The 23,315-nt window shown below is 68.8% G+C and carries 22 protein-coding genes; 12 read left to right on the top strand and 10 right to left on the bottom strand.

Annotated features, from left to right (window positions below; genetic code table 11):
- Nucleotides 1-3: 3 nt before the first annotated feature.
- Nucleotides 4-1,926: a BglG family transcription antiterminator gene (locus KV397_RS05345; RefSeq protein ID WP_134351748.1), complete on the bottom strand. Its 1,923-nt coding sequence runs from the start codon at nucleotides 1,924-1,926 to the stop codon at nucleotides 4-6.
- Between the two features lie 165 nt (nucleotides 1,927-2,091).
- Here KV397_RS05345 and KV397_RS05340 point away from each other — a divergent pair, with 165 nt between their 5' ends.
- The 10 genes from KV397_RS05340 (at nucleotide 2,092) to KV397_RS05295 (ending at nucleotide 11,624) form a co-directional block, all read left to right on the top strand.
- Nucleotides 2,092-2,409, top strand: coding sequence for a PTS sugar transporter subunit IIB (locus KV397_RS05340; RefSeq protein ID WP_047523580.1), 318 nt, complete (start codon nucleotides 2,092-2,094; stop codon nucleotides 2,407-2,409).
- Entirely contained in the window at nucleotides 2,406-2,687 is a 282-nt protein-coding gene (locus KV397_RS05335; protein ID WP_153244494.1) for an HPr family phosphocarrier protein, read from the top strand. Before KV397_RS05340 ends, KV397_RS05335 begins: the two co-directional genes overlap by 4 nt.
- A complete protein-coding gene (gene ptsP / locus KV397_RS05330; protein ID WP_261812341.1) occupies nucleotides 2,684-4,369 on the top strand; it encodes a phosphoenolpyruvate--protein phosphotransferase in 1,686 nt (561 codons plus the stop codon). The genes KV397_RS05335 and ptsP overlap by 4 nt, the downstream gene beginning before the upstream one ends.
- Complete coding sequence (locus KV397_RS05325) at nucleotides 4,366-5,994, top strand: PTS mannitol transporter subunit IICB (RefSeq protein ID WP_261812340.1); 1,629 nt, start codon at nucleotides 4,366-4,368, stop codon at nucleotides 5,992-5,994. The genes ptsP and KV397_RS05325 overlap by 4 nt, the downstream gene beginning before the upstream one ends.
- Nucleotides 5,991-6,425, top strand: coding sequence for a PTS sugar transporter subunit IIA (locus KV397_RS05320; RefSeq protein ID WP_047523583.1), 435 nt, complete (start codon nucleotides 5,991-5,993; stop codon nucleotides 6,423-6,425). Before KV397_RS05325 ends, KV397_RS05320 begins: the two co-directional genes overlap by 4 nt.
- Nucleotides 6,422-7,579 carry a mannitol-1-phosphate 5-dehydrogenase gene (locus KV397_RS05315; protein ID WP_261812339.1) on the top strand — a complete coding sequence of 386 codons (1,158 nt, stop codon included), beginning with the start codon at nucleotides 6,422-6,424 and terminating at the stop codon, nucleotides 7,577-7,579. Before KV397_RS05320 ends, KV397_RS05315 begins: the two co-directional genes overlap by 4 nt.
- An 84-nt stretch (nucleotides 7,580-7,663) precedes the next feature.
- The gene (locus tag KV397_RS05310) at nucleotides 7,664-8,956 is read left to right on the top strand and encodes a flavin-containing monooxygenase (RefSeq protein WP_261812338.1); all 1,293 of its coding nucleotides are present in this window, start codon (nucleotides 7,664-7,666) and stop codon (nucleotides 8,954-8,956) included.
- Nucleotides 8,953-9,903, top strand: a complete 951-nt coding sequence (locus tag KV397_RS05305) for a bile acid:sodium symporter family protein (RefSeq protein ID WP_261812337.1) — start codon at nucleotides 8,953-8,955, stop codon at nucleotides 9,901-9,903. Before KV397_RS05310 ends, KV397_RS05305 begins: the two co-directional genes overlap by 4 nt.
- Complete coding sequence (locus tag KV397_RS05300) at nucleotides 9,903-10,868, top strand: SDR family oxidoreductase (RefSeq protein WP_261812336.1); 966 nt, start codon at nucleotides 9,903-9,905, stop codon at nucleotides 10,866-10,868. The genes KV397_RS05305 and KV397_RS05300 overlap by 1 nt, the downstream gene beginning before the upstream one ends.
- A gap of 9 nt (nucleotides 10,869-10,877) precedes the next feature.
- Nucleotides 10,878-11,624: an alpha/beta hydrolase gene (locus tag KV397_RS05295; protein ID WP_261812335.1), complete on the top strand. Its 747-nt coding sequence runs from the start codon at nucleotides 10,878-10,880 to the stop codon at nucleotides 11,622-11,624.
- 3 nt (nucleotides 11,625-11,627) lie between these two features.
- Here KV397_RS05295 and KV397_RS05290 read toward each other — a convergent pair whose 3' ends face one another.
- From KV397_RS05290 to KV397_RS05250, 9 genes are all read right to left on the bottom strand, one after another.
- A complete protein-coding gene (locus KV397_RS05290; RefSeq protein WP_315972136.1) occupies nucleotides 11,628-12,740 on the bottom strand; it encodes a polysaccharide deacetylase family protein in 1,113 nt (370 codons plus the stop codon).
- A 2-nt stretch (nucleotides 12,741-12,742) separates the two neighbouring features.
- Entirely contained in the window at nucleotides 12,743-13,858 is a 1,116-nt protein-coding gene (locus KV397_RS05285) for an adenosine deaminase (RefSeq protein ID WP_261812334.1), read from the bottom strand.
- A 51-nt stretch (nucleotides 13,859-13,909) separates the two neighbouring features.
- Nucleotides 13,910-15,205 (bottom strand): thymidine phosphorylase, encoded by a 1,296-nt coding sequence (locus KV397_RS05280; RefSeq protein WP_261812333.1) that lies wholly within the window; start codon nucleotides 15,203-15,205, stop codon nucleotides 13,910-13,912.
- Nucleotides 15,202-15,600, bottom strand: a complete 399-nt coding sequence (locus tag KV397_RS05275; protein WP_047523598.1) for a cytidine deaminase — start codon at nucleotides 15,598-15,600, stop codon at nucleotides 15,202-15,204. Before KV397_RS05275 ends, KV397_RS05280 begins: the two co-directional genes overlap by 4 nt.
- Before the next feature lie 28 nt (nucleotides 15,601-15,628).
- Nucleotides 15,629-16,915, bottom strand: a complete 1,287-nt coding sequence (locus KV397_RS05270; protein WP_047523600.1) for an ABC transporter permease — start codon at nucleotides 16,913-16,915, stop codon at nucleotides 15,629-15,631.
- Nucleotides 16,912-18,231 carry an ABC transporter permease gene (locus KV397_RS05265; RefSeq protein WP_261812332.1) on the bottom strand — a complete coding sequence of 440 codons (1,320 nt, stop codon included), beginning with the start codon at nucleotides 18,229-18,231 and terminating at the stop codon, nucleotides 16,912-16,914. The genes KV397_RS05270 and KV397_RS05265 overlap by 4 nt, the downstream gene beginning before the upstream one ends.
- A complete protein-coding gene (locus KV397_RS05260; RefSeq protein WP_261812331.1) occupies nucleotides 18,228-19,742 on the bottom strand; it encodes an ABC transporter ATP-binding protein in 1,515 nt (504 codons plus the stop codon). Before KV397_RS05260 ends, KV397_RS05265 begins: the two co-directional genes overlap by 4 nt.
- Before the next feature lie 107 nt (nucleotides 19,743-19,849).
- Complete coding sequence (locus tag KV397_RS05255; protein WP_047523604.1) at nucleotides 19,850-20,962, bottom strand: BMP family lipoprotein; 1,113 nt, start codon at nucleotides 20,960-20,962, stop codon at nucleotides 19,850-19,852.
- A gap of 160 nt (nucleotides 20,963-21,122) precedes the next feature.
- Nucleotides 21,123-22,238, bottom strand: coding sequence for a mannose-1-phosphate guanylyltransferase (locus KV397_RS05250; protein WP_131492692.1), 1,116 nt, complete (start codon nucleotides 22,236-22,238; stop codon nucleotides 21,123-21,125).
- Nucleotides 22,239-22,418: 180 nt separating this feature from the next.
- Between KV397_RS05250 and sdhC the strand changes: the two genes are divergently transcribed.
- Nucleotides 22,419-22,853, top strand: a complete 435-nt coding sequence (gene sdhC / locus KV397_RS05245; protein ID WP_072591539.1) for a succinate dehydrogenase, cytochrome b556 subunit — start codon at nucleotides 22,419-22,421, stop codon at nucleotides 22,851-22,853.
- Entirely contained in the window at nucleotides 22,853-23,299 is a 447-nt protein-coding gene (locus KV397_RS05240; protein ID WP_047523606.1) for a succinate dehydrogenase hydrophobic membrane anchor subunit, read from the top strand. The genes sdhC and KV397_RS05240 overlap by 1 nt, the downstream gene beginning before the upstream one ends.
- Nucleotides 23,300-23,315: the final 16 nt, after the last annotated feature.

Here is a 23,315-nt window from a genome sequence, read left to right as displayed (position 1 = left end):
CGGTCAGCCGTCGATCACGGCGACGAGCTCATCGAGGAACGCCTCGAACGTCGACCCCCGACGGACGATCCGCTGCACGCTCTCGCGTTCGCTGAACACCTCGACCAGCTGCTCGAACACCGTCTGGAACGCCGCACGGTCGCTCTCGCTGAACGCGGCGAGCGCGACGACCTGCACCCGGCCGTCCCCCCAGGCGGCCGAGCCGTCCGCCACCCCGATCGCGATGGCCGTGCGGGTCGCGGTCATCTGCAGCGCATGCGGGACGGCGAGCGCATCGGTGAACGCGGTCGATGACATCCGCTCGCGCACGATCGTGTTCTCGATGTAGTCCTCACCGATGAGCCCGGCCTGCACCAGCAACCCCCCGAGGCGGCGGATGATCGCCTCTTCCCCCTCGTCCGGCAGCGGGAACACGTAGGCGTCCGCCAGGAAGTAGCGGGCGAGCTCGCCGCGGAGGCGGGTGAGCCGTCGTCCGCGGCGCACCCGGGCGGCGGCCTGTTGGATCCGGTCGACGTCGGCATCGGTCAGGAACGGCTGGATCCGGACGAAACGGTCGCCCGCCTGACCCGGCTCGATCGTGCTGAGCACGAGGTCGGTGTCGAAGGACGCCCAATCGGGGTCGACGTTGGTCACGACGGTGGTGACCTCGATCGCCGACCCCAGCGAGCGGTCGACACTCGAGCGGAGCAGCTCGTGCAGCTCGTGATATCCGGGGCAGACGATCGTGGCCGTGAGGATCGACTCGGCCTTGCGGCTGCGCTCCAGCCTCCCGCCCACGTGCATCGCGATGTACGCGATCTCGTCGTCGTGGATGGGCGTCCCGACGCGGTCGTGAAGGCCGCTCGCGATCGACACCGCCACTTCGAAGATCATCGGATAGGTGGTCTTGAGCGAGCGGGTGAGCGGGTTGCGCGTCAACGCGCTCTCCTCCGCTCGTCGCAACAGGTTCTGCACGTGCAGCGCGAGCCGGAGCACGAACGTCTCGTCGACGAGGTCCACCTGGAAGTCCTCGGCGGCTCTGCTGATCTCCGCACGGACGGCGGCCTCGACCGCGGGGTCCACCCCGCTGCGTGCCACCTCGCGGGTCGCGGCCTCCCCCGGCGCGACGATGCGGGTCAGGACGAGGGAGGCGAGGTGACCGCTGTCGCCCTCACCGAGCACGACCGAGAAGTGCTCGGACGCCAGCCGGGCGATGACCGCACCCACCCGGGGGATCTCCTCCCGCGCACCGGCCGGTGAGGAGTCGAGCGCGTGTCCGGCGGCGACACGCTCCGCCGCGATGGCGATGTGGAGGAGGACGTCGGCGATCGCGAGCTCGTTCACGTAGTAGCCGAGCTCGCCCAGTTCCCGGACCAGCGCGGACTTGAAGGGACCCACAGCGCTGGCGGCGACCGCGGACCCGGAGAGGGCACGACGGAAGGTCTCGGGGTGGAAGGAGGCGTCGTCCATCTCGTCGTGGGCGAGTCGGCTGAGAAGACGTCGTTGCGCGGCCTCGTCGCCGCGGAGTCGCACGTTCTCCCGGTCGCGCTCGAGCACGAGCTCGGTGCCGTCGAGCAGACCCCGCACGCGGACCAGGTCCGCTTCGAGGGTGGCCTCGCTGACGTGGAGTTCGTCTGCGGTGTCGAACACGTCGATCCCCGCCGGCACATCCAGAAGCCGCCGCACGAGCGTGTGCAGACGGTCACGGGGTGCGGATTCCCCGGCCTGTCGCCTCCGGAGCGCTCCACGAGCCCCGGGTCCCGCGCGGTAGCCCGCCGGAGAGGACTCGATCACGTCGGCACCGGGCGACCGCGCGTTCAGAGCGGCGACGTAGGAGCGGATGCTGCGCGGGGTGACTCCGAGCAGATCGGCGAGGCTGCCCGCCGTCGCCCAGCCCTCTTGTCGCAGCAGCACGGCGAGGAGCTGGTCCTGACGCTGGCGCGACATGAGCCTTCCCTTCCCGCGTGCTGACCGCACTGTCTCGACGTGGTCTCCATGATGTCAGCTTGCCGACGCGCTCGGGCGGAAGGCGCTGTTCCGCGGGGGCGGAAAGGAACGTGTTGGCGCAGGATCCTTCCGGTTCACAGACTGTTCTCAGGAAGGTGGGAATCGATGAGGATCCTCGTGGTGTGCGGCGCCGGCGCGTCGAGCACGTTCGTCGCACAGCGGCTCCGGAGTGCGGCGGCGACGGCCGGCCTCGGCTGGGAGGCGACGGCGGGGATGGAGAGCTCCGTGTCGGACTCCGATGTCGACCTCGTCCTCGTCGGCCCTCACCTGGGCGACCGGCTGGAAGCCATCCGCGCCCGTGCGCACGCGCCCGTCGCGGTGCTCCCCGGGGACGTCTTCACGGACCGGGACGGCTCCCGCACCCTCGTCTACGCCCGATCGATCCTCGCCGCCGCCGGCGACACCCCGAAAGGAACATCATGACCGCCACCCGCACCGTCCGGATCGGCTCCTCCCACGGATTGCACGCCCGCCCGGCGAAACTCTTCGCGCAGGCGGCGAAGGACTCCGGCGTCGCCGTCACGATCGCCAAGGATTCGGGCAAGCCGGTCAATGCGGCGAGCATCCTCGGTGTCATCGCCCTGGCGGTCGAGTACGGCGACTACGTGACGCTCGCCGCCGAGGGGGACGGTGCCGAGGGCGTGCTCGACACCCTCACCGAGCTCCTCACCACAGACCATGATCAGGAGGCCGCCGGATGAGCGAGCTGCGGGGTGTGGGGATCGGTCTCGGGGTGGCACAGGGACCGGTCATCCGCATGTCCGAAGCGATGCCCGCTCCGGAGAACACGCCGAGCACCGCCGGAGCAGACGCCGAGCGCACCCGTGTGCACGAGGCCGTCGCGACCGTCGCCCGGGAGTTGAACGAGCGCGGCCGGACCGCAGGAGGCTCCGCTCAGGAGGTGCTCGAGGCCCAGGCGATGATCGCCGAAGATCCGACACTCCAGGACGAGGTCGACGCCCGCATCGATGCCGGCGCGACCGCCGAGTGGGCCGTGCACGACGCCTTCGCCGGCTTCCGCGCGACGCTCGAGGCCGTCGGCGGCTACCTCGGCGAGCGCGCCGCCGATCTCGATGACATCGCTCAGCGTGTGCTCGCGCACCTCCGCGGCGTCGAGGCGCCCGGTGTCCCGAACCCCGGGCACCCGTTCGTCCTGGTCGCACGCGATCTCGCCCCGGCCGACACCGCCCTGCTCGACCTGGATCAGGTGCTCGCACTGATCACGACCGACGGCGGGCCCACCTCGCACACCGCGATCCTCGCCCGGGAGAAGGGCATCGTCGCGATCGTGGGCGTCGCGGACGGCGCGCAGCTGGTGACGGGTGAGACGGTGATCGTGGATGCGGCCGCGGGCGTCGTGACCCGCGAGCCCACCGATGCGCAGAAGAGCCGCGCCACGGAGCGCGCGGCCGCCCGTCGTGCAGCCGACGCCGCTCCGCTGACTCCCGGCGCCCTCGCCGACGGCACGCCTGTCGCGCTGCTCGCGAATCTGGGGAAGCCCGCAGACGCCGCGGATGCGGTCGCTCGGGGGGCCGAGGGCGTCGGGCTCTTCCGCACCGAGTTCCTGTTCCTCTCCTCGGCTCAGGCGCCGACGGTCGCCCAGCAGCGCGAGTCCTACCGCGAGCTGCTGGCCGCGTTCCCCGGCAAGAAGGTCGTGGTGCGGATGCTGGACGCCGGTGCGGACAAGCCCCTCGCCTTCCTCAACGACGCCCACGAGGAGAATCCTGCGCTGGGGCTCCGGGGCCTTCGTGCCTTGCGAGCGAGCGAGGACATCCTCCGCGAGCAGCTGACGGCCCTCGCCGAGGCGGACGCCGAGACCGAGGCCGACCTCTGGGTGATGGCCCCCATGGTCGCCACCGTCGAGGAGACCAGGTACTTCACGGATCTCGCCCGCGAGTACGGGCTCACGACGGCCGGCGTCATGGTCGAGATCCCGGCGAATGCTCTGCTCGCTGACCGCGTGCTCGCGCACGCCGATTTCGCCTCGATCGGCACCAACGATCTGACCCAGTACACGATGGCGGCGGACCGCATGCTCGGCTCCGTCGCCGGCTTCCAAGACCCCTGGCATCCTGCCGTCCTGCGCCTCGTGCGCGAGGTCGGCGAGGCGGGAGCGCGTCTCGGGAAGCCCGTCGGCATCTGCGGCGAAGCGGCGGCGGACCCTCTGCTGGCGGTCGTGCTCGTCGGGCTCGGCGCCACGAGCCTCTCGATGGCCCCGTCCGCGCTGGCCGACGTGCGACACGCACTCTCCGAACACACCCCGTCCGAGGCGCGGAGCCTCGCCGAAGCCGCCCTGGCCGCTGACGATGCCTCCTCCGCCCGAACCGCCGTGGCGACGCTCGCCGCGGAAATCACCCTCCACAAGAAAGAGACGACATCATGACGACGACGTCACCTGCCGCCACGAGAACCGGCGGCGTCCGCGTAGGAGTGCAACGCTTCGGCACGTTCCTCTCGGGCATGATCATGCCCAACATCGCGGCCTTCATCGCCTGGGGCTTCATCACGATGCTCTTCATCCCGAAGGGCTTCTTCGGGGCCGAGAGTCCCTTCCGCTGGCACTGGGCCGGCGTCGCCGAGATCATCGGCGGTGGCGGCGACTCCGCCGTCCTCGGCTGGCAGGGCGCGATGACGGCCGTCACCGAGAGTGCCGACGGAAACGTCCTGGCCTACGTCGGCCTCGTCGGCCCGATGGTCACCTACCTGCTGCCGCTGCTGATCGCGAACACCGCCGGCCGCATGGTCTACGGCGAGCGCGGCGGAGTGGTCGCCACGATCGCGACCGTCGGCGTCATCGTCGGCACGAACATCCCGATGTTCCTCGGCGCCATGATCATGGGTCCGATCGCCGCCTGGATCATGAAGCAGGTGGACCGCCTGTGGGACGGCAAGATCCGCCCCGGCTTCGAGATGCTGGTCAACAACTTCTCGGCGGGCATCCTGGGCATGATCCTCGCGATCGTCGGGTTCTTCGCCTTCGGGCCCGTCATGCTCGGCATCAGTGCCGTGCTGGGGACAGCCGTCGACTGGCTCGTCACGCTCAACCTGCTGCCGCTGGTGTCGATCATCGTCGAGCCGGCGAAGGTCCTGTTCCTGAACAACGCCATCAACCACGGTGTGTTCACCCCGCTGGGCATCGAGCAGGCCGCGGAGACCGGCAAGTCGATCCTCTTCCTCATCGAGGCGAACCCCGGGCCCGGGCTCGGCCTGCTGCTGGCATTCACCTTCTTCGGCGTGGGCGCTGCGAAGGCCTCGGCCCCCGGAGCGGCGATCATCCAGTTCTTCGGCGGTATCCACGAGATCTACTTCCCGTACGCGCTGAGCAAGCCGACCACGATCCTCGCACTCATCGCGGGTGGCGCGGCCGGTGTCACCACGAACATGGTCCTCGGCGGCGGCCTGGCCTTCCCCGCGGCCCCCGGCAGCATCATCGCGGTGACCGCCGCGGCCATCGGACCCGGTGTCGGCAACCTCCTCGTCGTGTACCTGTCGGTCATCATCGCCGCGACGGTGACGTTCCTCATCACCGGCGTCATCCTGCGGGCCTCGCGCAAGCGCGACCTCGAAGCCGAGGGTGACTCCTTCGGTGCCGCGATCGCACAGACCGAGGCGAACAAGGGCAAGTCGTCCGCCGCGATGGACGCGCTGCGCACGTCGACGGCGACCACGGCCTCCGCGGCCGCCCCGAGCACCACTGCAGTCGCGACCACTCCGATCGAGCGCATCGTCTTCGCCTGCGACGCCGGTATGGGCTCCTCCGCCATGGGCGCGAGCGTCTTGCGGAACAAGCTCAAGAAGGCGGGCATCGAGGACATCACGGTCACCAACCAGGCGATCGCCAACCTCGACGGCACGGCCGACGTGGTGATCACCCAGCAGCAGCTCACCGAGCGCGCCACGGCCAAGTCGCCGGACTCGGTCCACGTGTCGGTCGACAACTTCATGAACTCGCCCAAGTACGACGAGGTCGTGGACATGGTGCGCGAGCAGCGAAAGGAAGCAGAATGAGCGTTCTCACCCCCGAACAGGTGCGCATCCATCCCGGTAGCGCGACCAGGGACGAGGCCCTGCAGGAGGCGACGGACATCCTCGTGGCCGCCGGAGCCGTCACCCCGGCCTACGTCGATGCGATGCGACAGCGCGAGGAGACGGTCTCGACCTTCATGGGCAACGGACTGGCGATCCCGCACGGCACCAACGACGCGAAGGACGCGATCCTCGCCTCCGCGCTGTCGGTCGTCCGCTACGACGGCGGGGTCGACTGGTCAGGCGATCCCACGACATTCGTGATCGGCATCGCCGGCGTCGGCGACGAGCATCTGGAGATCCTCTCGCGCATCGCGATCCTGTTCTCCGAGGAGGATGACGTGGCTCGGCTCTCCGCCGCTCAGACACCGGAGGCGCTCTACGCCCTCCTCTCGGAGGTGAACGAGGGATGAAGGCGGTCCACTTCGGGGCCGGCAACATCGGTCGCGGTTTCGTCGGTCTGCTGCTGCGCCAGGGAGGCTACGAGGTCGTGTTCTCCGACGTCGCCCATGCCCTGGTCGACGCGATCAATGCGACCGCCGAGTACACCGTGCACGAGGCCGGCCCCGGAGGGACCGATCACGTCGTCACCGGCTTCCGCGCCGTCAACAGCCGCACCGATCCGGCCACCGTGGCGGAGGAGGTCGCCTCGGCCGATGTCGTCACGACCGCAGTGGGGCCGACCGTGCTGCGGTTCGTGGCACCGTCGATCGTGGCGGGGTTGGCTCTCCGCTCCCCCGATGCCGCGCCGCTGCAGGTCATGGCCTGCGAGAACGCGATCGGGGCCACCGACCTGCTGCGCCGCGAGGTCGTGGCCGCGGCCGGGGCGGATGCCGACCTGCTGCTCGCGCGCGCCGTCTTCGCGAACACCGCGGTCGACCGCATCGTCCCGGCACAGCCGGCGGACGGCGGCGTCGACGTCACGGTGGAGCCGTACTACGAGTGGGCCATCGAGGCCGGCCCGTTCGGCGGCGCGCTGCCGAACATCCCCGGTGCCCACTTCGTCGACGACCTGGCGCCGTACATCGAGCGCAAACTCTTCACCGTGAACACGGGGCATGCCGCCACCGCATACTTCGGCGCACGCGCGGGGATCGAGCGCATCTCGGATGCCCTGGCCGACCCGGCGATCGCCTCGAGCGTCTCGGCCGCGCTGGAGGAGACCTCGGCAGTCCTGGTGGCCGAACACGGGCTCGACCCCACTGACCTGGCCGCCTATCGGGCCACCATCCTGGACCGCTTCCGCAATCCCGCGCTCGTCGACACCGTGCAGCGCGTCGGCCGTCAGCCGTTGCGCAAGATCTCGCGACACGAGCGCTTCATCGGACCCGCCGCGATGGCTGCGGAACGCGACCTGCCGACGGATGCGCTCGTCGCCGCCGTCGCCGCCGCGCTCGAGTTCGATGACCCCGCCGATGAGCAGTCGGTCGAACTGCAGGCGCTGCTGCGCACCGAGGACGCCACCGCGTTCACGACACGCACGACGGGACTCGATCCCGAGCACCCGCTGTTCCCTCGCGTGCGCGACGCCGTGGTGGACCGGCAGCAGCACCTCCGGCCCGACTGATCCACGGATCTCGACGCCCCCGCCCACCGGATACGATCGGTGGACGGGGGCGTTTTTCGAGCACAGCGACGTGCGGGGAGCATCATGAACAGATATGCCGTCATCGGGGCGGGACCATCGGGGTTGGCCGCGGCGCGTGCGCTCCACCGGCGCGGTATCGGGGTCGACGGGTACGAGGCGTCCCACGGCGTCGGCGGGCTGTGGGACATCACGAACCCGCGCAGCACGATGTACGAGTCGGCGCACCTGATCTCCTCCCGCACCACGACCGAGTTCTCGGAGTTCCCGATGCGCACCCGGGTCGACTACCCCGGCCACCGTGTGCTGAAGGAGTACTTCCAGGAGTACGCCGACCGCTTCGGGCTGACCGACCTGTTCCGGTTCGAGACCAAGGTCACGCGTCTCGAACCGCGCGACGGCGGGTGGGACCTCACGAGCAGCGGCCCCGACGGCGAGGAGACCCGTTGGTATGCCGGGGTCGTGCTGGCGAACGGCACCCTCGCGGAACCGAACGTGCCCTCGTTCCGCGGCGAGTTCACCGGCGAGCTGCTGCACACCAGCGCCTACAAATCCCCGGAGATGCTCCGGGGCAAGCGGGTGCTGCTCATCGGCGCGGGCAACTCCGGCTGCGACATCGCGGTGGACGCCGTGCATCATGCCGACTCGATCGATATGAGTGTCCGCCGCGGGTACTACTTCGTGCCGCGCTACCTGTTCGGCAAGCCGAGCGACACCCTCAACCAGGGGCGCCCCCTGCCGGCGCGGATCAAGCAGGCTGTCGACAGCCGCGTGCTGCGTGCGTTCACGGGAGACCCCGTGCGGTTCGGATTCCCCCGGCCCGACTACCGCATCTACGAATCTCACCCGATCGTGAACACCCTCATCCTCAACCACCTCGGGCAGGGCGATCTGCGCATCCGTGCGGACATCGATCGGTTCGACGGGAAGACCGTGCACTTCCGCGACGGGGGTTCGGACGAGTACGACCTCGTGCTGCTGGCGACCGGCTACACCCTGGACTATCCGTTCGTGGATCGCGAACACCTCCACTGGCGCGGCGCGTCGCCTCGGTTGTTCCTCAACGTCTTCCCCGCTTCCTTCAACGGGTTGTACGTGATGGGCATGATCGAGGCCTCCGGGATCGGCTGGCAGGGCCGGTACGAACAGGCCGATCTGCTCGCGACCTACCTCGACGCCGCAGAGCACGACCCGGCGCGGGCCGCACGCTTCCGCGACCGCGTAACCGGCACGGCGTGGCCGGACACCTCCGGCGGCTATCACTACCTCGGCCTCGACCGGATGGCGTACTACGTCAACAAGGACGCCTATCGCAGCGCGGTGCGACGCGAGAAGAGCGCACTGGAGGCCTCGGCATGAACATCGACGACGTCGTCCTGTCGTTCACGCCCGGCACGTTGACGATCCTGAACGTGGTGTTGGGGCTGATCATGTTCGGCATCGCCCTCGACACCTCGCCACGCGACTTCCGTGTGGTGGCGAAGCACCCGAAGCCGTTCGTGATCGCGATCCTCGCGCAGCTGCTCCTGCTGCCCGTCGCGACGTTCCTGCTGACCCTCGTGCTGCCCATCCCCCCGTCGATGGCGTTGGGGATGATCCTGGTCGCGTGCTGCCCGCCCGGCAACATCTCGCAGGTGCTGACACATCGTGCCGGCGGCAACGTCGCGCTCTCGGTCTCACTCACCGCGGTCGGGAACCTCATCTACATCTTCGCGATGCCGCTCAGCATCACGTTCTGGGCTTCCCTGCATCCCACCGCCAGCGCCCTGTTGCGCGATGTCTCGCTCGACCCCTGGCGGATGCTGCTGGAGATCTTCCTCATCATCGGTCTCCCCTTCGCGGCGGGTCTGCTCCTCCGCGCGAAAGTGCCGGGGATGAGCGCGCGGGTGCAGCCGTTCGTGAAGTGGTTCAGCCTGATCGCCCTGCTCGGGTTCATCGTGGCGGCGCTCATCGGCAACTGGGCGATCTTCGTGCAGGTCCTGGGTGTCATCCTGCTGGTCGTCGCCGTCCACGACGCCGTCGCGCTCGCACTCGGCTACGGCACCGCCGTCGTGGGCGGCCTCGGTACCCGTGAGCGCAAGGCGATGACGTTCGAGGTCGGCATCCGCAACGCCGGCCTCGGTCTGGGCCTGGTGTTCCTGTTCTTCGACGGGCTCGGAGGCATGGCCGTCGTCGCGGGCTGGTGGGGCATCTGGGACATCATCGCGGGTCTCGTGCTCGCGGGGCTCTGGGCCCGCCACACGCGACGCCGCACGGGGACCGCGACCGGAGACAGCAGCGGCCGCGCACCCATCGAGGCCGCCTGATGTCGCGGGTGCTCATCACCGGCGGCGGAGGCTTCCTCGGGTCGCACGTCGCCGAGGCCCTCGCCGCGCGCGACGATGTCGAACTCGTCGTCACCGCGGACCTGCGCCCGGGCACGCCGCGCGACGGCATCATCGACGAGACACTGGATGTGACCGATCCCGCCGCCATCGCGCCGATGCTCCGGAAGCATCGGATCGACACCGTCGTGCATCTGGCGGCGATCGTCAATCCGGGTCGCGACGTCGCCCTCGAGTACCGCGTCGACGTGACCGGCTCGGCGAACGTCCTCGCCGCCTGCGTGGAGGCCGACGTCCGCCGCATCGTCGTCTCCAGCTCCGGCGCCGCCTACGGCTATCACGCCGACAACCCGGACTGGATCGAGGAGGACCAGCCGCTGCGGGGCAACGACGCCTTCCCGTACGCACGGCACAAGCGGCTGGTGGAGGAGATGCTCGCCGAGTACCGTACGGCCCACCCGGAGCTCGAGCAGGTGGTCTTCCGCATCGGCACGATCCTCGGTCCGTCCGTGCGGAATCAGATCACCGCGCTCTGGGACGGAAGGCGGATCCTCCGCATCGCCGGTTCGGATTCCCCGTTCGTCTTCGTCTGGGTGGACGACGTCGCCGCAGCGATGATCCGTGCGGCGACGGACGGCCCGCCCGGGATCTTCAACGTCGCCGGGGACGGACGCATGACCGTGCCGGAGATCGCGGCTCGACTGCGCAAGCCCGAGCTCGTGGTCCCCGCGGGGGTGCTGGCCGCAGGTCTCCGGATCGGACGGACGCTCCGCCTCACGGAGCACGGACCGGAGAAGGTGCCGTTCCTCCGCTATCGGCCGGTGCTGGCGAACGGACGTCTGAAGAGCGAGTTCGGATACACACCGCGACGCACGACCGCTGAGGCTTTCGAGGAGTACCTCCGCACGCACCCTGCCGTCGCCGGCGAGGGCCGCGCCGCGGAGTAACGTTGACGCGTGGAGAAGACTCGTGGCCGTCGCATCCTGAAGCGCGTTCTGTGGAGCCTGGCGATCGTGGTGGTGCTCGGCGTCGGCGGCGTCGTGGCGTGGAGCCAGATCGGTGTCATGGCCGCGGAGCCCGAGCCGCTCGCGACGGTACAGGAGAACCCGCAGATCACGGTGACGGATGCCGATCAGGGCATCGTGCTCGAGCCGGTGGACGGCGAGTCCGACGTCGGGCTGGTCTTCATCCCCGGGGCCAAGGTCGACCCCTGGGCCTATGCCGCCATCCTCCAGGGCCTCGCGGAAGACGGTGTCACGGTCGTGATCACCCGCCCCTGGCTGAATCTGGCCTTCTTCGACCCTCGGGGCCTCGATGCCTTCACGTCCGCCGCTCCGGAAGTCGGGGTGTGGGCCGTCGGAGGACACTCGCTCGGTGGTGTGCGCGCCTGCCAGCTCGCCCCGGACGCCGATGCGCTGGTGCTGTTCGGTTCCTACTGCGCCAACGACCTCTCGCAGAGCGGGCTCCCGGTCCTGAGCATCTCGGGAAGTGAGGACGGCCTCTCGACGGCCGACAAGATCGCCGATGCACGCGATGAGCTGCCTGCGGATGCCGAGATGGTCGAGATCGACGGCGCCTCTCATGCCTCGTTCGGCGACTACGGGCCGCAGGACGGCGACGGCACCCCGACGATCTCCTCCGAGGAGATGCATGCGGAGGTCACGCGCCTGGTCGACGAATTCCTCGCACCGCTCGCCCCCTGAGCCTCAGCCGATGCGCGAGATCAACGCGTCCACTCCCATTCCGTAGTCGATTCGCACGACGGGAAGGGCGAGCTTGTCGGTGCCGATCCGGACCGTGCCGGGCTCGATGGTCCGCGCCATCTCGTAACCGGCCTTCAGGACACCTTCTTTCGCGGTGTCGTTGTAGTGACCGAACGGATACGCGATGACCTCGCGAACCCCGAGCGTGTCTCCCGAGAGGTTCAGGTCTGCCGCGATCTGATCCGCCGTCCAGTTGACCATCAGTCCGTCGCCGTTCGCGCCGGCCTGATGCATGTCGTGCGTATGCGAACGACGCAGCACGTGGATCGAAGGCGGCGGATCGGAGCGGTAGGCGGTGACCATGAACGAGGTCGCGAGCAGCTTGTGCTTCTCGACAACGGGTGCCGCGAGGTCGAACCACGTCTGATCGGCATCATCGTCGGTGATGATCACGCTCCGTGCCGGAAGGGAGAGCCGACCGTCGATGAACGCACTGAGTTCATCCCAGGTCGGCAGGTAGAATCCCGTGGTGGAGATGTGGTTCAGGTGCGCGTCGAAATCACCGATGTAGGCGTAGTTGCCTCGCAGCCACCCCGACTCGCCCTCGGGGTTCGCCGTGAACTGGTGGTACATCAGGATCGGTACCTGAACTCCCTCAGCCGCGTTCTGCTCCGGTGTCTTCCACGCGGCGAAGAGTTCGATCCGCTGCTCTTCGCACACGACCTGGTCCGCGCCGTTCACCCGAGCCGCGACCGTGAAGGCCGCCGCATCCGCCGCAGTTCCGTACCAGCCGGCGAAGACACGGCCGTCGAGGGCCGGGATCGGAAGCGCCTGGTACAGGCCGCCCTGCCACTGCAGTTGGGGATCGGCCGGCGCGCCCTCGCCGGTGAACGTCACCGCGCAGGCGAGCGGATCGTCGGTGTCCGCCAGCAGCTGCTCCGCCGGCGTCAGCGGCGGAACCGTCACCGACGCGCGAGGAGTGGGGGTGGGCGTCGCCGCCTCCGCCGGAGCGCGGCCCATCCACAGATACGCTGCGAGCCCGCCTCCGCTCGCGACGAGTGCGGCTGCGATGATGATCGCGGCTGTCCGCCATCGTCGCCTCCCCCCGGAAGCCACGATCAGATGTCGAAGCCCTCGGCGATCAACTCGACGAGCTCTTCCCGCTCCTCGACCGGGAGGAAGGCGGCTGCGGCGGCGTTGAACTGGAACGTCTCGAGGTCGTCGAGGTCGTACTCGAACGTCTCGACGAGCAGCGCGAGCTCGCGCGTGAGCGACGTGGCGCTCATCGTGCGGTTGTCGACGTTCACGGTCACGGAGAACCCGAGCTGGTACAGCAGGTCGAACGGGTGATCCGCCAGCGTGTTGCCCCAGGCCGCGATCGCCCCCGTCTGCAGGTTCGAGGACGGCGACAGTTCGAGCGGGATCTCGCGGTCGCGGACCCACCGGGCGAGGTCGCCGAACTGCACCTGCACCTCATCGCCTTCCTGCGTCACCACCTGGAGATCCTCGGCGATGCGGACGCCGTGGCCCAGTCGCAGCGCACGCCCGTCCAGCAGAGCTGAACGGATCGACGCGAGCCCCGCGGCCTCTCCCGCATGTACGGTCACCGGGAAGAACTTGCCGGCGAGATAGTCGAACGCGGCGCGATGATTCGACGGCGGGAAGCCGTCCTCCGGCCCCGCGATGTCGAACCCGACGGCGCCGCGACCGCGGAAGTCGACCGCCAACTCGGCGATCTCCCTGGCCCGATCGGTGTGGCGCATGGCCGTGATCAACTGGCCGACGCGGATGCTCCGACCATCGCGGTCGGCGGCGTCCTCGCCCTCTTCGATACCCTGCTGCACCGCTTCGACGGTCTGCTCGAGCGTGAGTCCACGGGCCTGGTGCTGCTCCGGAGCCCAGCGCACCTCGCCGTAGACCACACCATCGGCCGCGAGATCCTGGACGAACTCGCGCGCGACGCGGGTGAGCCCTTCCGGGGTCTGCATGACGGCGGTCGTCAGATCGAAGGTCTTGAGGTACTCCACCAGCGACCCCGAGTCGCTCTGCTTCGCGAACCAGGCACCGAGCGCCGCGGGTTCGGACTTCGGTACCTCGAGGCCGATCGCGTCCGCGAGCTCGATGATCGTCGCGGGGCGCAGGGCACCGTCGAGATGATCGTGCAGCGACACCTTCGGGAGGCTCCGCAGGGAGACGCCCTGCAGCGTGATATCGCCGTTCGCGTCGATCGACATGGTGATCCTCCTCCGTCGCGGATGTGCTCAGTTCAGGCTAGCGGTCCGCAGTCACGCCGTGATGCGCTCGCGCACGATGGGACCGGCCTCCGGCACCTCGCCACCGATCGCCCAGGCGCCCTCGAGAGCTTCGATCGCGCGGGGGAAGCGGGCCTCGTCCGCCGCGGACAGCGTGAAGAGCGGCTGCCCGGTGGTGACGCGGTCGCCCGGCTTCGCGTGCAGGTCGATTCCCGCCTCGAAGATCACGGGGTCCTCAGCCCTGGCACGGCCCGCCCCCAGTCGCCAGGCGGCGACGCCGAACGGGAGCGCGTCCAGACGCGTGAGCACACCGTCTTCCGGGGCGGTGACGACGTGCGTCTCGCGTGCCGTGGGCAGCGGGGCGTCGGGGTCTCCATCCTGCGCGCGGATCATCGCCTTCCAGGTGTCCATCGCGCGCCCGTCGTCGAGGGCGGCCTCCACGTCGGCGTCCGGCTGTCCGGCAAGTGCGAGCATCTCCCTCGCCAGGGCGAGCGTCAGCTCCCGCACATCGGCGGGACCACCGCCGGCGAGGATCTCCACCGACTCGCGGACCTCGTTGGCGTTGCCGATCGCGAGTCCGAGCGGGACGTTCATGTCGGTCAGGAGCGCGGTGGTCGCCACGCCCGAATCGGTGCCGAGCGCGACCATCGTGCGGGCGAGCTCGCGGGCACGATCGATGTCCTGCATGAAGGCGCCGGAGCCGAACTTCACGTCCAGGACCAGCGCGTCCGTTCCCTCCGCGATCTTCTTCGACATGATGCTCGAGGCGATCAGCGGAATGGCTTCGACGGTTCCGGTGACATCGCGGAGCGCGTACAGCTTCTTGTCGGCGGGGGCGAGCCCCGAACCGGCGGCGCAGATGACCGCGCCGACGTCGCCCTGCATCTGGGCGAACATCTCCTCGTTGCTGAGCGCCGCGCGCCAGCCCGGGATCGACTCGAGCTTGTCGAGCGTGCCGCCGGTGTGACCGAGTCCGCGGCCGCTGAGCTGCGGGACGGCGACGCCGAAGGCCGCGACGAGCGGCGCGAGCGGAAGCGTGATCTTGTCCCCGACGCCGCCGGTGGAGTGCTTGTCGACGGTCTTCTTGCCGAGGGAGGCGAAGCTCATCCGCTCCCCCGAGGCGATCATCGCGTCGGTGAGCACGCGGATCTCGTCGCGCTCCATCCCCCGCTGGAAGACGGCCATCGCGAACGAGGCCATCTGCGCGTCCGAGACGTAGCCGCGCGTGTACGCGTCCACCATCCAGCGCAGCGCGGCCTCGGGGACCGCGCCCCCGTCGCGCTTGGCGCGGATGACATCCACCGCGTCGAAAGGCTCCACCGTCGTCATCGTGCGTCCTCCAGGTCGCGCGGCCCGAACGCGTCGGGCAGCACCTCGTCGATCGTGCGGATGCCGGAGACGGTCTCGAGCAGCATCCCGGGCATCGCGTGCTCGAACAGCAGCTGACGGCAGCGGCCGCACGGCATGATCGTCTGCCCTTCGTTGTTCACGCACACGAAGGCGACGAGCTGGCCGCCACCCGACATGTGCAGGTCTCCGACGAGCGCGCACTCCGCGCACAGCGTCACCCCGTAGGAGGCGTTCTCGACGTTGCACCCGGCCACGATCCGCCCGTCCCCGACGAGAGCGGCCGCCCCCACGCGATAGCGCGAGTACGGCGCGTACGCCTTCGTCATGGCTTCCGTGGCGACCTGGCGCAACTCATCCCAGTCGATGTCGGTCATTGCGATACTTCCCTCTTTCCCGGCAGGGCTAGGACTTGATGTACGGCTTGCCGTCGGCGGCAGGGGCCTTGATCTGTCCGGCGAACCCGGCGACCGCGAGCAGGGTCACGACGTACGGCAGCATGAGCATGAACTCGCCGGGGATCGGCGTCTTCAGGATCGAGAGCAGGTTCTGCAGGTTCGTGGCGAAACCGAACAGCAGGGCCGCGAGCGTCGCACGGATGGGATCCCAGCGCCCGAAGATCACGGCCGCGAGGGCGATGAAGCCGAGACCCGCCGTCATCTCCTTGCCGAACTGCGGCACCGAGACGAGTGTGAAGTACGCGCCGCCCATGCCGGCGATCGCGCCGGCCAGCAGCACGTTCCAGAAGCGGGTCGGGTTCACCTTGATGCCGACGGTGTCAGCCGCCTGCGGGTGCTCTCCCACGGCGCGGACGCGCAGGCCCCACCGCGTGCGGTACAGCCCCCACGCGACGACGGCGACGGTCACGAACATCAGGTATCCGATGAACGTCTGGTTGAACAGCACGGGTCCGATGATCGGGATGTCGCTCAGCAGTGGGATCTCCACCCGGGGGAACCGCACCGGCGTGTTCAGCGCCTCCTCGTTCGGCGCGAGGAGCGCGCCGTAGAGGAATCCGGTGAGACCCGTGACGAGCACGTTCAGCACCACACCGACGATGACCTGCTCGACGAGGTACTTGATGGCGAACGCGGCGAGCACGCTGGCCACCAGGACGCCACCGACCATCGCGCCGATCAGCCCGACGAACGGGTTGCCGGTGATGCTGGAGAGCAGCGCGGCGGAGAACGCCCCGAGGAGCAGCTGTCCTTCGATCGCCACGTTGACGACGCCGGCACGTTCGCCGATCACCCCGCCCAACGCACCGAACACGAGCGGCACCGACAGGGACACCGCTCCGAACAGCAGACTCGTGACGGGGACCAGTCCCCCGGCGGACGCCCAGACGAGGAACGCGAACACGGCGAGCACGCTGTAGGCGATGACCAGCCAGAGGGACGGCGGACGGTAGATCCAGGCTCGGAGGAACGCCCCGACCGTCAGAACCACCAGGATGCCGAACACTACCCAGAAGGTCGATGCCGTGGGCAAGGCGACATCCGGGAGCCCGAGCGCCGCCGAAGGGTCCGAGAGCCGGAACGTGCTGATGCCGTCGCGCGGCACGGTGAGGAACAGCAGGGCCAGCAGCGCGGTGGCGACGGCGAGGACGATCGGCGCCTTGAGGTGCCGCTCCTTGACGGTCTCGAGCTGGACGGCGCCGCCTGCGGACACGGTCTGTGTGAGCGACATCATGCGGCCACCGCCTTCTTCGCGGCCTTGGCTCTCGCCTTGGCGGCCTTCTCCGCATCGGTCTTCGGCAGGAAGAACACCGAGCGCAGCAGCGGCGGCGCAGCGATGAACAGCACCACGAGCGACTGCACGACGAGGACGATGTCGACCGGGATGTCCTGCGCCTGCATCGAGAACGAGCCCGCCTTGAGCGCGCCGAACAGGATGCCGGCCGCGAACGTGCCCCACGCGCGGCTGCGGCCCAGGAGCGCGACCGTGATCGCGTCGAACCCGATGCCGGCGTCGATGGTCTCGGTGACGCCCGTCGTGACCGCCCCCTGGATCTGGTTCATCCCGGCGAGGCCCGCGAGCCCCCCGGCGAACAGCATCGCGTACACGTAGACGCGCTGCACGCTGATACCCGCGGCGCGCGCGGCATGCGGGTTCTCCCCCACGGCGCGCATGCGCATGCCGAGTGAGGAGCGCTCGATCAGCCACCAGACGAAGAGCGTCGCCACGATCACGATCACGAAGCCAAGGTCGAGCAGCGGGAACTGCGGCCCCAGCAACGTCGGGAACTGCGCGCTCTCGGGCGTCGCCGAGCCGAGCGCCTGGTTCGTGCCCGGCTTCTGCAGCAGGCCCGGCGTGCGGATCATCCACAGCAGCAGGTAGTACGCGATGTAGTTGAGCATGATCGTCAGGATCACCTCGTGCGCACCGGTGCGCGCCTTGATGAGTCCTGCGATCGCACCCCAGAGCGCACCGCCCGCGATACCGGCGAGGAGGGTGACCGGGATGTGCAGCCAGATCGGCAGGTCGAGCGAGAACGTGAACAGCGCCGCGACGGCGACACCGATGAGCATCTGACCGCGGGCACCGATGTTGAACAGGCCGACGCGGAACGCCAGAGCGACGCCGAGACCTGCGGCGATGAGCGGGGCGGCGAAGCCGAGGGTGTTCGTCAGCGGCCGGATCTGCGCCGCGAAGTCGGCACCCCTCGCGTTGAAGATCGCCCCGCGGAACAGCGCCTCGTAGCCGTTGTACACGGCGTTCCAGGCGGCGACGAAGGTGTCACCGGGCTGGGCGAAGAAGTAGACGGATGCCGCCTGCACGTCTTCGTTCGTGACGGCGATGAGGATGCCGCCGACGATGAGCGCCAGCACGATCGCGAGGATCGTCGTCACGGCGTTGCCGCGGAGGATCTCCTTGAGGATGACGTTGCCGCGCGGAGGCGGGGGCACGTCGGACGGGTCGCGCGGAACCGTGCCGGTGCTCGTCGCGAGCTCCTGCGGCGGGATGCCCTTGGTCACATCTCCTGCGCCGGGTGTCGCTCCGCTCACGCGGCCACCTCCCCTTCGGCCGCTCCGGCCATCATGAGTCCGAGCGTCTCCCGGGGCGTGTCGCCGGGGACGATGCCGACGATCGTGCCGCGGTACATGACCGCGATCCGGTCGGCCAGAGCCGCGACCTCGTCGAGCTCCGTGGAGACGACGATCACCGGAATGCTGGCATCCCGCGTCTCGATGATCCGTTTGTGGATGAATTCGATCGACCCGACGTCGACACCGCGGGTCGGCTGCGCGGCGACGAGCAGCCGCAGGTCGCGACTCATCTCACGGGCGATGACGACCTTCTGCTGGTTTCCGCCCGACAACGTGCCTGCCGCCGTCTCGGGCCCCTGGGTGCGGATGTCGTACTCGGTGATGCGCGCACGGGCGAACTCGTCGAGCGCGGCGCGGCGGAGTGTGCCCGCGCGACTGAACGCCGGATCGTCCGAGCGGTCCAGGATGAGGTTCTCAGCGACGGAGAAGCCGGCGACCAGGCCGTCCTCCGTGCGGTCCTCCGGCACGAACCCGACCCCCGCGTCGAGGATCGCACGCACGCTCCGGCCGACGAGTTCCTTGCCGTCGAGGGAGATGCTGCCTTCCACGCGGGCGGCGAGGCCGACGATGGCCTCCACCAGTTCCGTCTGGCCGTTGCCCTGGACACCCGCGATCGCGAGGACCTCGCCCGGGCGGACGGAGAAATCGATGCCGTCGACGACGATCGCGCCGGTGGGCGTGAGGATGCGCAGTCCCGAGACCTCGAGACCTCCTTCGCCGAGGCGCGGCGGATCCTTCTGGACCGTGAGCTCGACGGCCCTGCCCACCATGAGGGAGGCGAGTTCGGCGTTCGTCGCGGTGGGCGATGCCTCACCCACGACGCGTCCGAGCCGGACGATGGTGATCTTGTCGGCGACCTCGCGCACCTCGCGCAGCTTGTGCGTGATGAACACGATCGCCGTGCCCTCGTCGCGCAACTGACGCATGATGTTCATCAGCTCGTCGGTCTCCTGCGGCGTCAGCACGGCGGTCGGCTCGTCGAACACGAGCACCTTCGCATCGCGCGAGAGCGCCTTGATGATCTCGACGCGCTGCTGCACTCCGACGGGGAGGTCACCCACGAGCGCGTCCGGGTCGATGTCGAATCCGAAGCGGGCCGCGACCGACCGCACGTGCTCTCGCGCCTTCGCGATGTCGAGCGTGCCGAGCGCTTTGGTCTGCTCGTGGCCGAGCATGACGTTCTCGGCGACCGTGAAGACGGGAACGAGCATGAAGTGCTGGTGGACCATGCCGATCCCCGCCGCCATCGCGTCACCGGGTCCGCGGAAGCGCTGCACCTCGTCATCGAGGAGGATCTCGCCCTCATCCGCCTGATACAGGCCGTAGAGGACGTTCATGAGCGTGGACTTGCCCGCGCCGTTCTCGCCGAGCAGCGCGTGGATCTCGCCGGGTTCGACCACCAGGTCGATGTGGTCGTTCGCCACGAGGCTGCCGAATCGCTTGGTGATGCCGCGAAGTTCGAGCTTCATATCTGCACCTTATCCAGAAGAGTCATCCAGGAGAATCATCGTCCGTCCACGGCACGGGGCGAGTGGCAGCCTGCTCACCACTCGCCCCGTGCTGGACCTGCGACGACTTACGGGGAGTTCTCGGACTCCACCGTGATGTCGCCCGCGATGATCTGCTTCTGCAGCTCGGCGAGCTCGTCGAGGAGCCCGTCGGGCAGCTGGGACTCGAAGTCACCGAAGCCGGAGAGCTTCACGCCCTCGTTCTCGAGCGTTCCCACGTACGGGGCCGGGTCGAAGTCGCCGGCGGCGGCCGCGATGGTCGCGTCCTTCACGGCGACGTCGATCGCCTTCATGATCGAGACCAGCGTGATGTCGGCGACGCTCGGGTCAGCCACGGCCAGGTCGCTGTCGACACCGAGCATCAGCGTGTCCTTGCCGCTGTCGGCGATCGCCGCTGCCGCGCTCTGGTAGACCGGGCCACCGACGGGCAGGATCACGTCGACGCCCTGGTCGAGCACGCCCTGAGCGGTCTGCTTGGCCGTGTCGTTCGCGTCGAAGCCGCCCGTGAACGAGCCCTTCTGCGTCGCGGCGTCCCAACCGAAGACCTGGACCGAAGCGGACTTGTCCTCGTTGTACTTCTCGACACCGAGCTGGTAGCCGTCCATGAACACGGCGACGGACGGGATCTGCATCCCGCCGAAGGTGCCGACCTTGTTCACGCCGCTCTGCGCAGACCAGGCGGCCGAGGCGTAGCCACCGAGGTAGGCGGCCTGAGCCGTGTCGAAGACCAGCGGCTTGATGTTCGGGGCATCGACGTTGCCGTCGAAGTCGTTGTCGGCCCAGTCGTCGATGATCGCGTAGTCGATCTCGGGGTTCGCGAGGGCGGACTCGACGGTCGCAGCCGACAGCTTGAAGCCGACCGAGACGATGAGCGAGCAGCCCTCGGAGACCGCGGTCTCGAGGTTGGGCGCGTAGTCGTTGTCGTTCGCCGACTCGAACTCGAGCGGCTTGATGTCCAGCTCTTCGGCGGCGGCGTCCATGCCTTCCTTCGCGGACTGGTTGAACGACTTGTCGTTCCATCCGCCGGCGTCGGAGATGAGGCACGGGAGGAAGTCGGAGTCAACCGGCTTCTCGGAACCCGACCCGCTGTCGGTCGGGGCCTGGCCGCAGCCGGCGAGTGCGAAGATGACGCCCGCGGCGACCGTCGCGCCGAGCAGCTTCTTGGTGGTGGAGATGGTCAACTGATGCCTCCCTCAACGAACCCGCGGCCATCGCGGATCGATCAAAGTTACCTACTGTTTCAGCTTTTGCACACGCTCGCCCCGCATGTGCTGGCCAAAGGTTACAAAGCTGAAATCAACCCACCGGATGAGCGTGGGATCGTGCTCATCGGCGCACGCCTCAGAGCACGTCCCCCCGGCCGGTGAGCTTGAGTGACTCGACGACGCCCTTCACCCGCTGGGCATGCTCGACCGTGGTGACGAGCAAGGCGTCGGGGGTGTCGACCACGACGATGTCCTGGACACCCACCAGGCTGATCACCCGCGACGTCTGACTGACCAGGATCCCGCTCGCCCCGTCGGTGAGCACACGTGCGTTCGGCCCCAGGACGGCGAGGTCGTTCTTGCGTCCGTTGTTGATGAGCTTGGTCAGCGAGGCGAAGTCGCCGACGTCGTCCCAGTCGAAGTGCCCGGGGACGACCGCGAGGTGTCCTCGGCGAGCGGCCGGCTCGGCGACGGCGTAATCGATCGCGATCTTCTTGAGGCGCGGCCAGATTCGATCCACCGCGGGTCCGCGCCGATCGCGATCGTCCCAGGCTTCGGCGAGTTCGAGCAGTCCGGCATGCAGTTCCGGCTCGTTCGCCGCGATCTCGTCGAGCAGCACGCTCGCCTTCGCGATGAACATGCCGGCGTTCCAGAGGTAGCCCCTGTCCGCGAGGTACGCCTTCGCCGTGTCCAGGTCGGGCTTCTCGACGAAGCTCTCCACGAGCGCGGCCTCCCTGGCACCCTCGACCACGAGCTCCGGGCCCTTCTTGATGTAGCCGAAGCCGATCGCGGGTTCCGTCGGGGTGATGCCGATCGTGCAGATGTAGCCTTCGCGGGCGACCTCGACGGCGTCGCGGACGGCGAACTCGAACACCCGGGTGCTGCGGATCACATGATCCGCGCTGAACGACCCGACGATCACGTCGGGCTCGCGGCGATGCAGGATCGCGGCAGCCAGTCCGATCGCCGCCGCCGACTCCCGCGGCTCCGACTCCAGGAACACGTTCAGATCGGCGATGCCCGGCAGCTCCGCCTCGACCGCAGCGCGATGGGCGCGTCCGGTGACGACGGCGATCCGGTCCGGCCCGGTGAGCGGCTCCAGGCGATCCCAGGTGTCGCGGAGCAGGGAGTGCCCGGATCCCGTCAGGTCGTGCAGGAACTTCGGCGCATCCGCGCGGGAAAGCGGCCACAGCCGACTGCCGATGCCGCCGGCGGGAATGACCGCATAGAAATCCTCGATGGTCTCGCTCACCCTGCCAGGGTACCCGCGGCCTCCTGAGCCGTTGCGGACACTTAGGCTCGCCTTCGTCGCTCCCCGTGTTCGGACAGGAATAGGATGGACAGCGATCGGGCGTGCCTGCCACTTCGACGAGCACACACTTGAACGAGAGCAGCGCACGCGACCGACGCACATCGATCAGGGAGGACGACCGTGTCCACGAGCGCGCGCTTGACACCGTCGATTTCGGAAACCACGTCAAAGACCCCCCGCGGCACCCTCTATCGGGGACGCGAAGGCATGTGGTCGTGGGTGCTTCACCGCATCACCGGAGTCGCCATCTTCTTCTTCCTTTTGGTGCACGTGCTCGACACGGCACTCATCAGGGTGTCGCCGGAGGCGTACAACGCCGTCATCGGCACGTACAAGAACCCCATCATGGCGCTCGGTGAGGTCGTGCTCGTGGCGGGCATCGTCTTCCACGCCATGAACGGGCTGCGCATCATCGCCGTCGACTTCTGGTCGAAGGGTGCGAAGTACCAGCGCCAGCTCTTCTGGGGCGTGCTGCTGGTGTGGGGCATCATCATGGCCGGCTTCGTGCCCCGCCACCTGATGCTCGCATTCGCCGGGTTCGGAGGAGGACACTGATGTCTGCACAGACCGTCGCCGCCCCGGTGCGCCGTCGCCGCGGAGTGAACCTCGAGAAGTGGGGCTGGGTCTTCATGCGCGCGTCGGGCATCGTGCTCGTCGTCCTGATCTTCGGCCACCTCTTCGTCAACCTCATGCTCGGCGAGGGCATCCACGCCCTCGATTTCGCGTTCATCGCCGGCAAGTTCGCCACGCCGTTCTGGCAGTGGTGGGACGTCCTGATGCTGTGGCTCGCGCTCATCCACGGCGCGAACGGCATGCGCACGATCGTGAACGACTACGTCACGAACACCACCGCTCGTAAGGCGCTCACCTGGGCGCTCGGCCTCGCCGCAGGTCTGCTCATCATCCTCGGCACGCTCGTGGTCTTCACGTTCGACCCGTGCCTGGGAGTGACCGAGGACAGCGTCCTGTGGTCCGAGTGCGCCGCACTGGTCGGGAACTGAGAAGAAGGCTAAGAAG

Origin of the sequence: Microbacterium aurugineum, from assembly GCF_023101205.1 — a bacterium.
Lineage (GTDB): Bacteria > Actinomycetota > Actinomycetes > Actinomycetales > Microbacteriaceae > Microbacterium > Microbacterium aurugineum.
Note: the sequence above shows the minus strand (reverse complement) of the source record. Positions and strands in the feature narration are given on the sequence as shown.

Bases quoted from the DNA above. Each gene is read 5' to 3' on its own strand.
- KV397_RS05240 (WP_047523606.1), top strand. From the start codon at position 22,853: ATGTCTGCACAGACCGTCGCCGCCCCGGTGCGCCGTCGCCGCGGAGTG.
- KV397_RS05315 (WP_261812339.1), top strand. From the start codon at position 6,422: ATGAAGGCGGTCCACTTCGGGGCCGGCAACATCGGTCGCGGTTTCGTC.
- ptsP (WP_261812341.1), top strand. From the start codon at position 2,684: ATGAGCGAGCTGCGGGGTGTGGGGATCGGTCTCGGGGTGGCACAGGGA.
- KV397_RS05305 (WP_261812337.1), top strand. From the start codon at position 8,953: ATGAACATCGACGACGTCGTCCTGTCGTTCACGCCCGGCACGTTGACG.
- KV397_RS05300 (WP_261812336.1), top strand. From the start codon at position 9,903: ATGTCGCGGGTGCTCATCACCGGCGGCGGAGGCTTCCTCGGGTCGCAC.
- KV397_RS05325 (WP_261812340.1), top strand. From the start codon at position 4,366: ATGACGACGACGTCACCTGCCGCCACGAGAACCGGCGGCGTCCGCGTA.
- KV397_RS05345 (WP_134351748.1), bottom strand. From the start codon at position 1,926: ATGTCGCGCCAGCGTCAGGACCAGCTCCTCGCCGTGCTGCTGCGACAA.
- KV397_RS05285 (WP_261812334.1), bottom strand. From the start codon at position 13,858: ATGTCGATCGACGCGAACGGCGATATCACGCTGCAGGGCGTCTCCCTG.
- KV397_RS05335 (WP_153244494.1), top strand. From the start codon at position 2,406: ATGACCGCCACCCGCACCGTCCGGATCGGCTCCTCCCACGGATTGCAC.
- KV397_RS05280 (WP_261812333.1), bottom strand. From the start codon at position 15,205: ATGACGACGGTGGAGCCTTTCGACGCGGTGGATGTCATCCGCGCCAAG.
- KV397_RS05320 (WP_047523583.1), top strand. From the start codon at position 5,991: ATGAGCGTTCTCACCCCCGAACAGGTGCGCATCCATCCCGGTAGCGCG.
- KV397_RS05270 (WP_047523600.1), bottom strand. From the start codon at position 16,915: ATGATGTCGCTCACACAGACCGTGTCCGCAGGCGGCGCCGTCCAGCTC.
- KV397_RS05275 (WP_047523598.1), bottom strand. From the start codon at position 15,600: ATGACCGACATCGACTGGGATGAGTTGCGCCAGGTCGCCACGGAAGCC.
- KV397_RS05310 (WP_261812338.1), top strand. From the start codon at position 7,664: ATGAACAGATATGCCGTCATCGGGGCGGGACCATCGGGGTTGGCCGCG.
- KV397_RS05340 (WP_047523580.1), top strand. From the start codon at position 2,092: ATGAGGATCCTCGTGGTGTGCGGCGCCGGCGCGTCGAGCACGTTCGTC.
- KV397_RS05260 (WP_261812331.1), bottom strand. From the start codon at position 19,742: ATGAAGCTCGAACTTCGCGGCATCACCAAGCGATTCGGCAGCCTCGTG.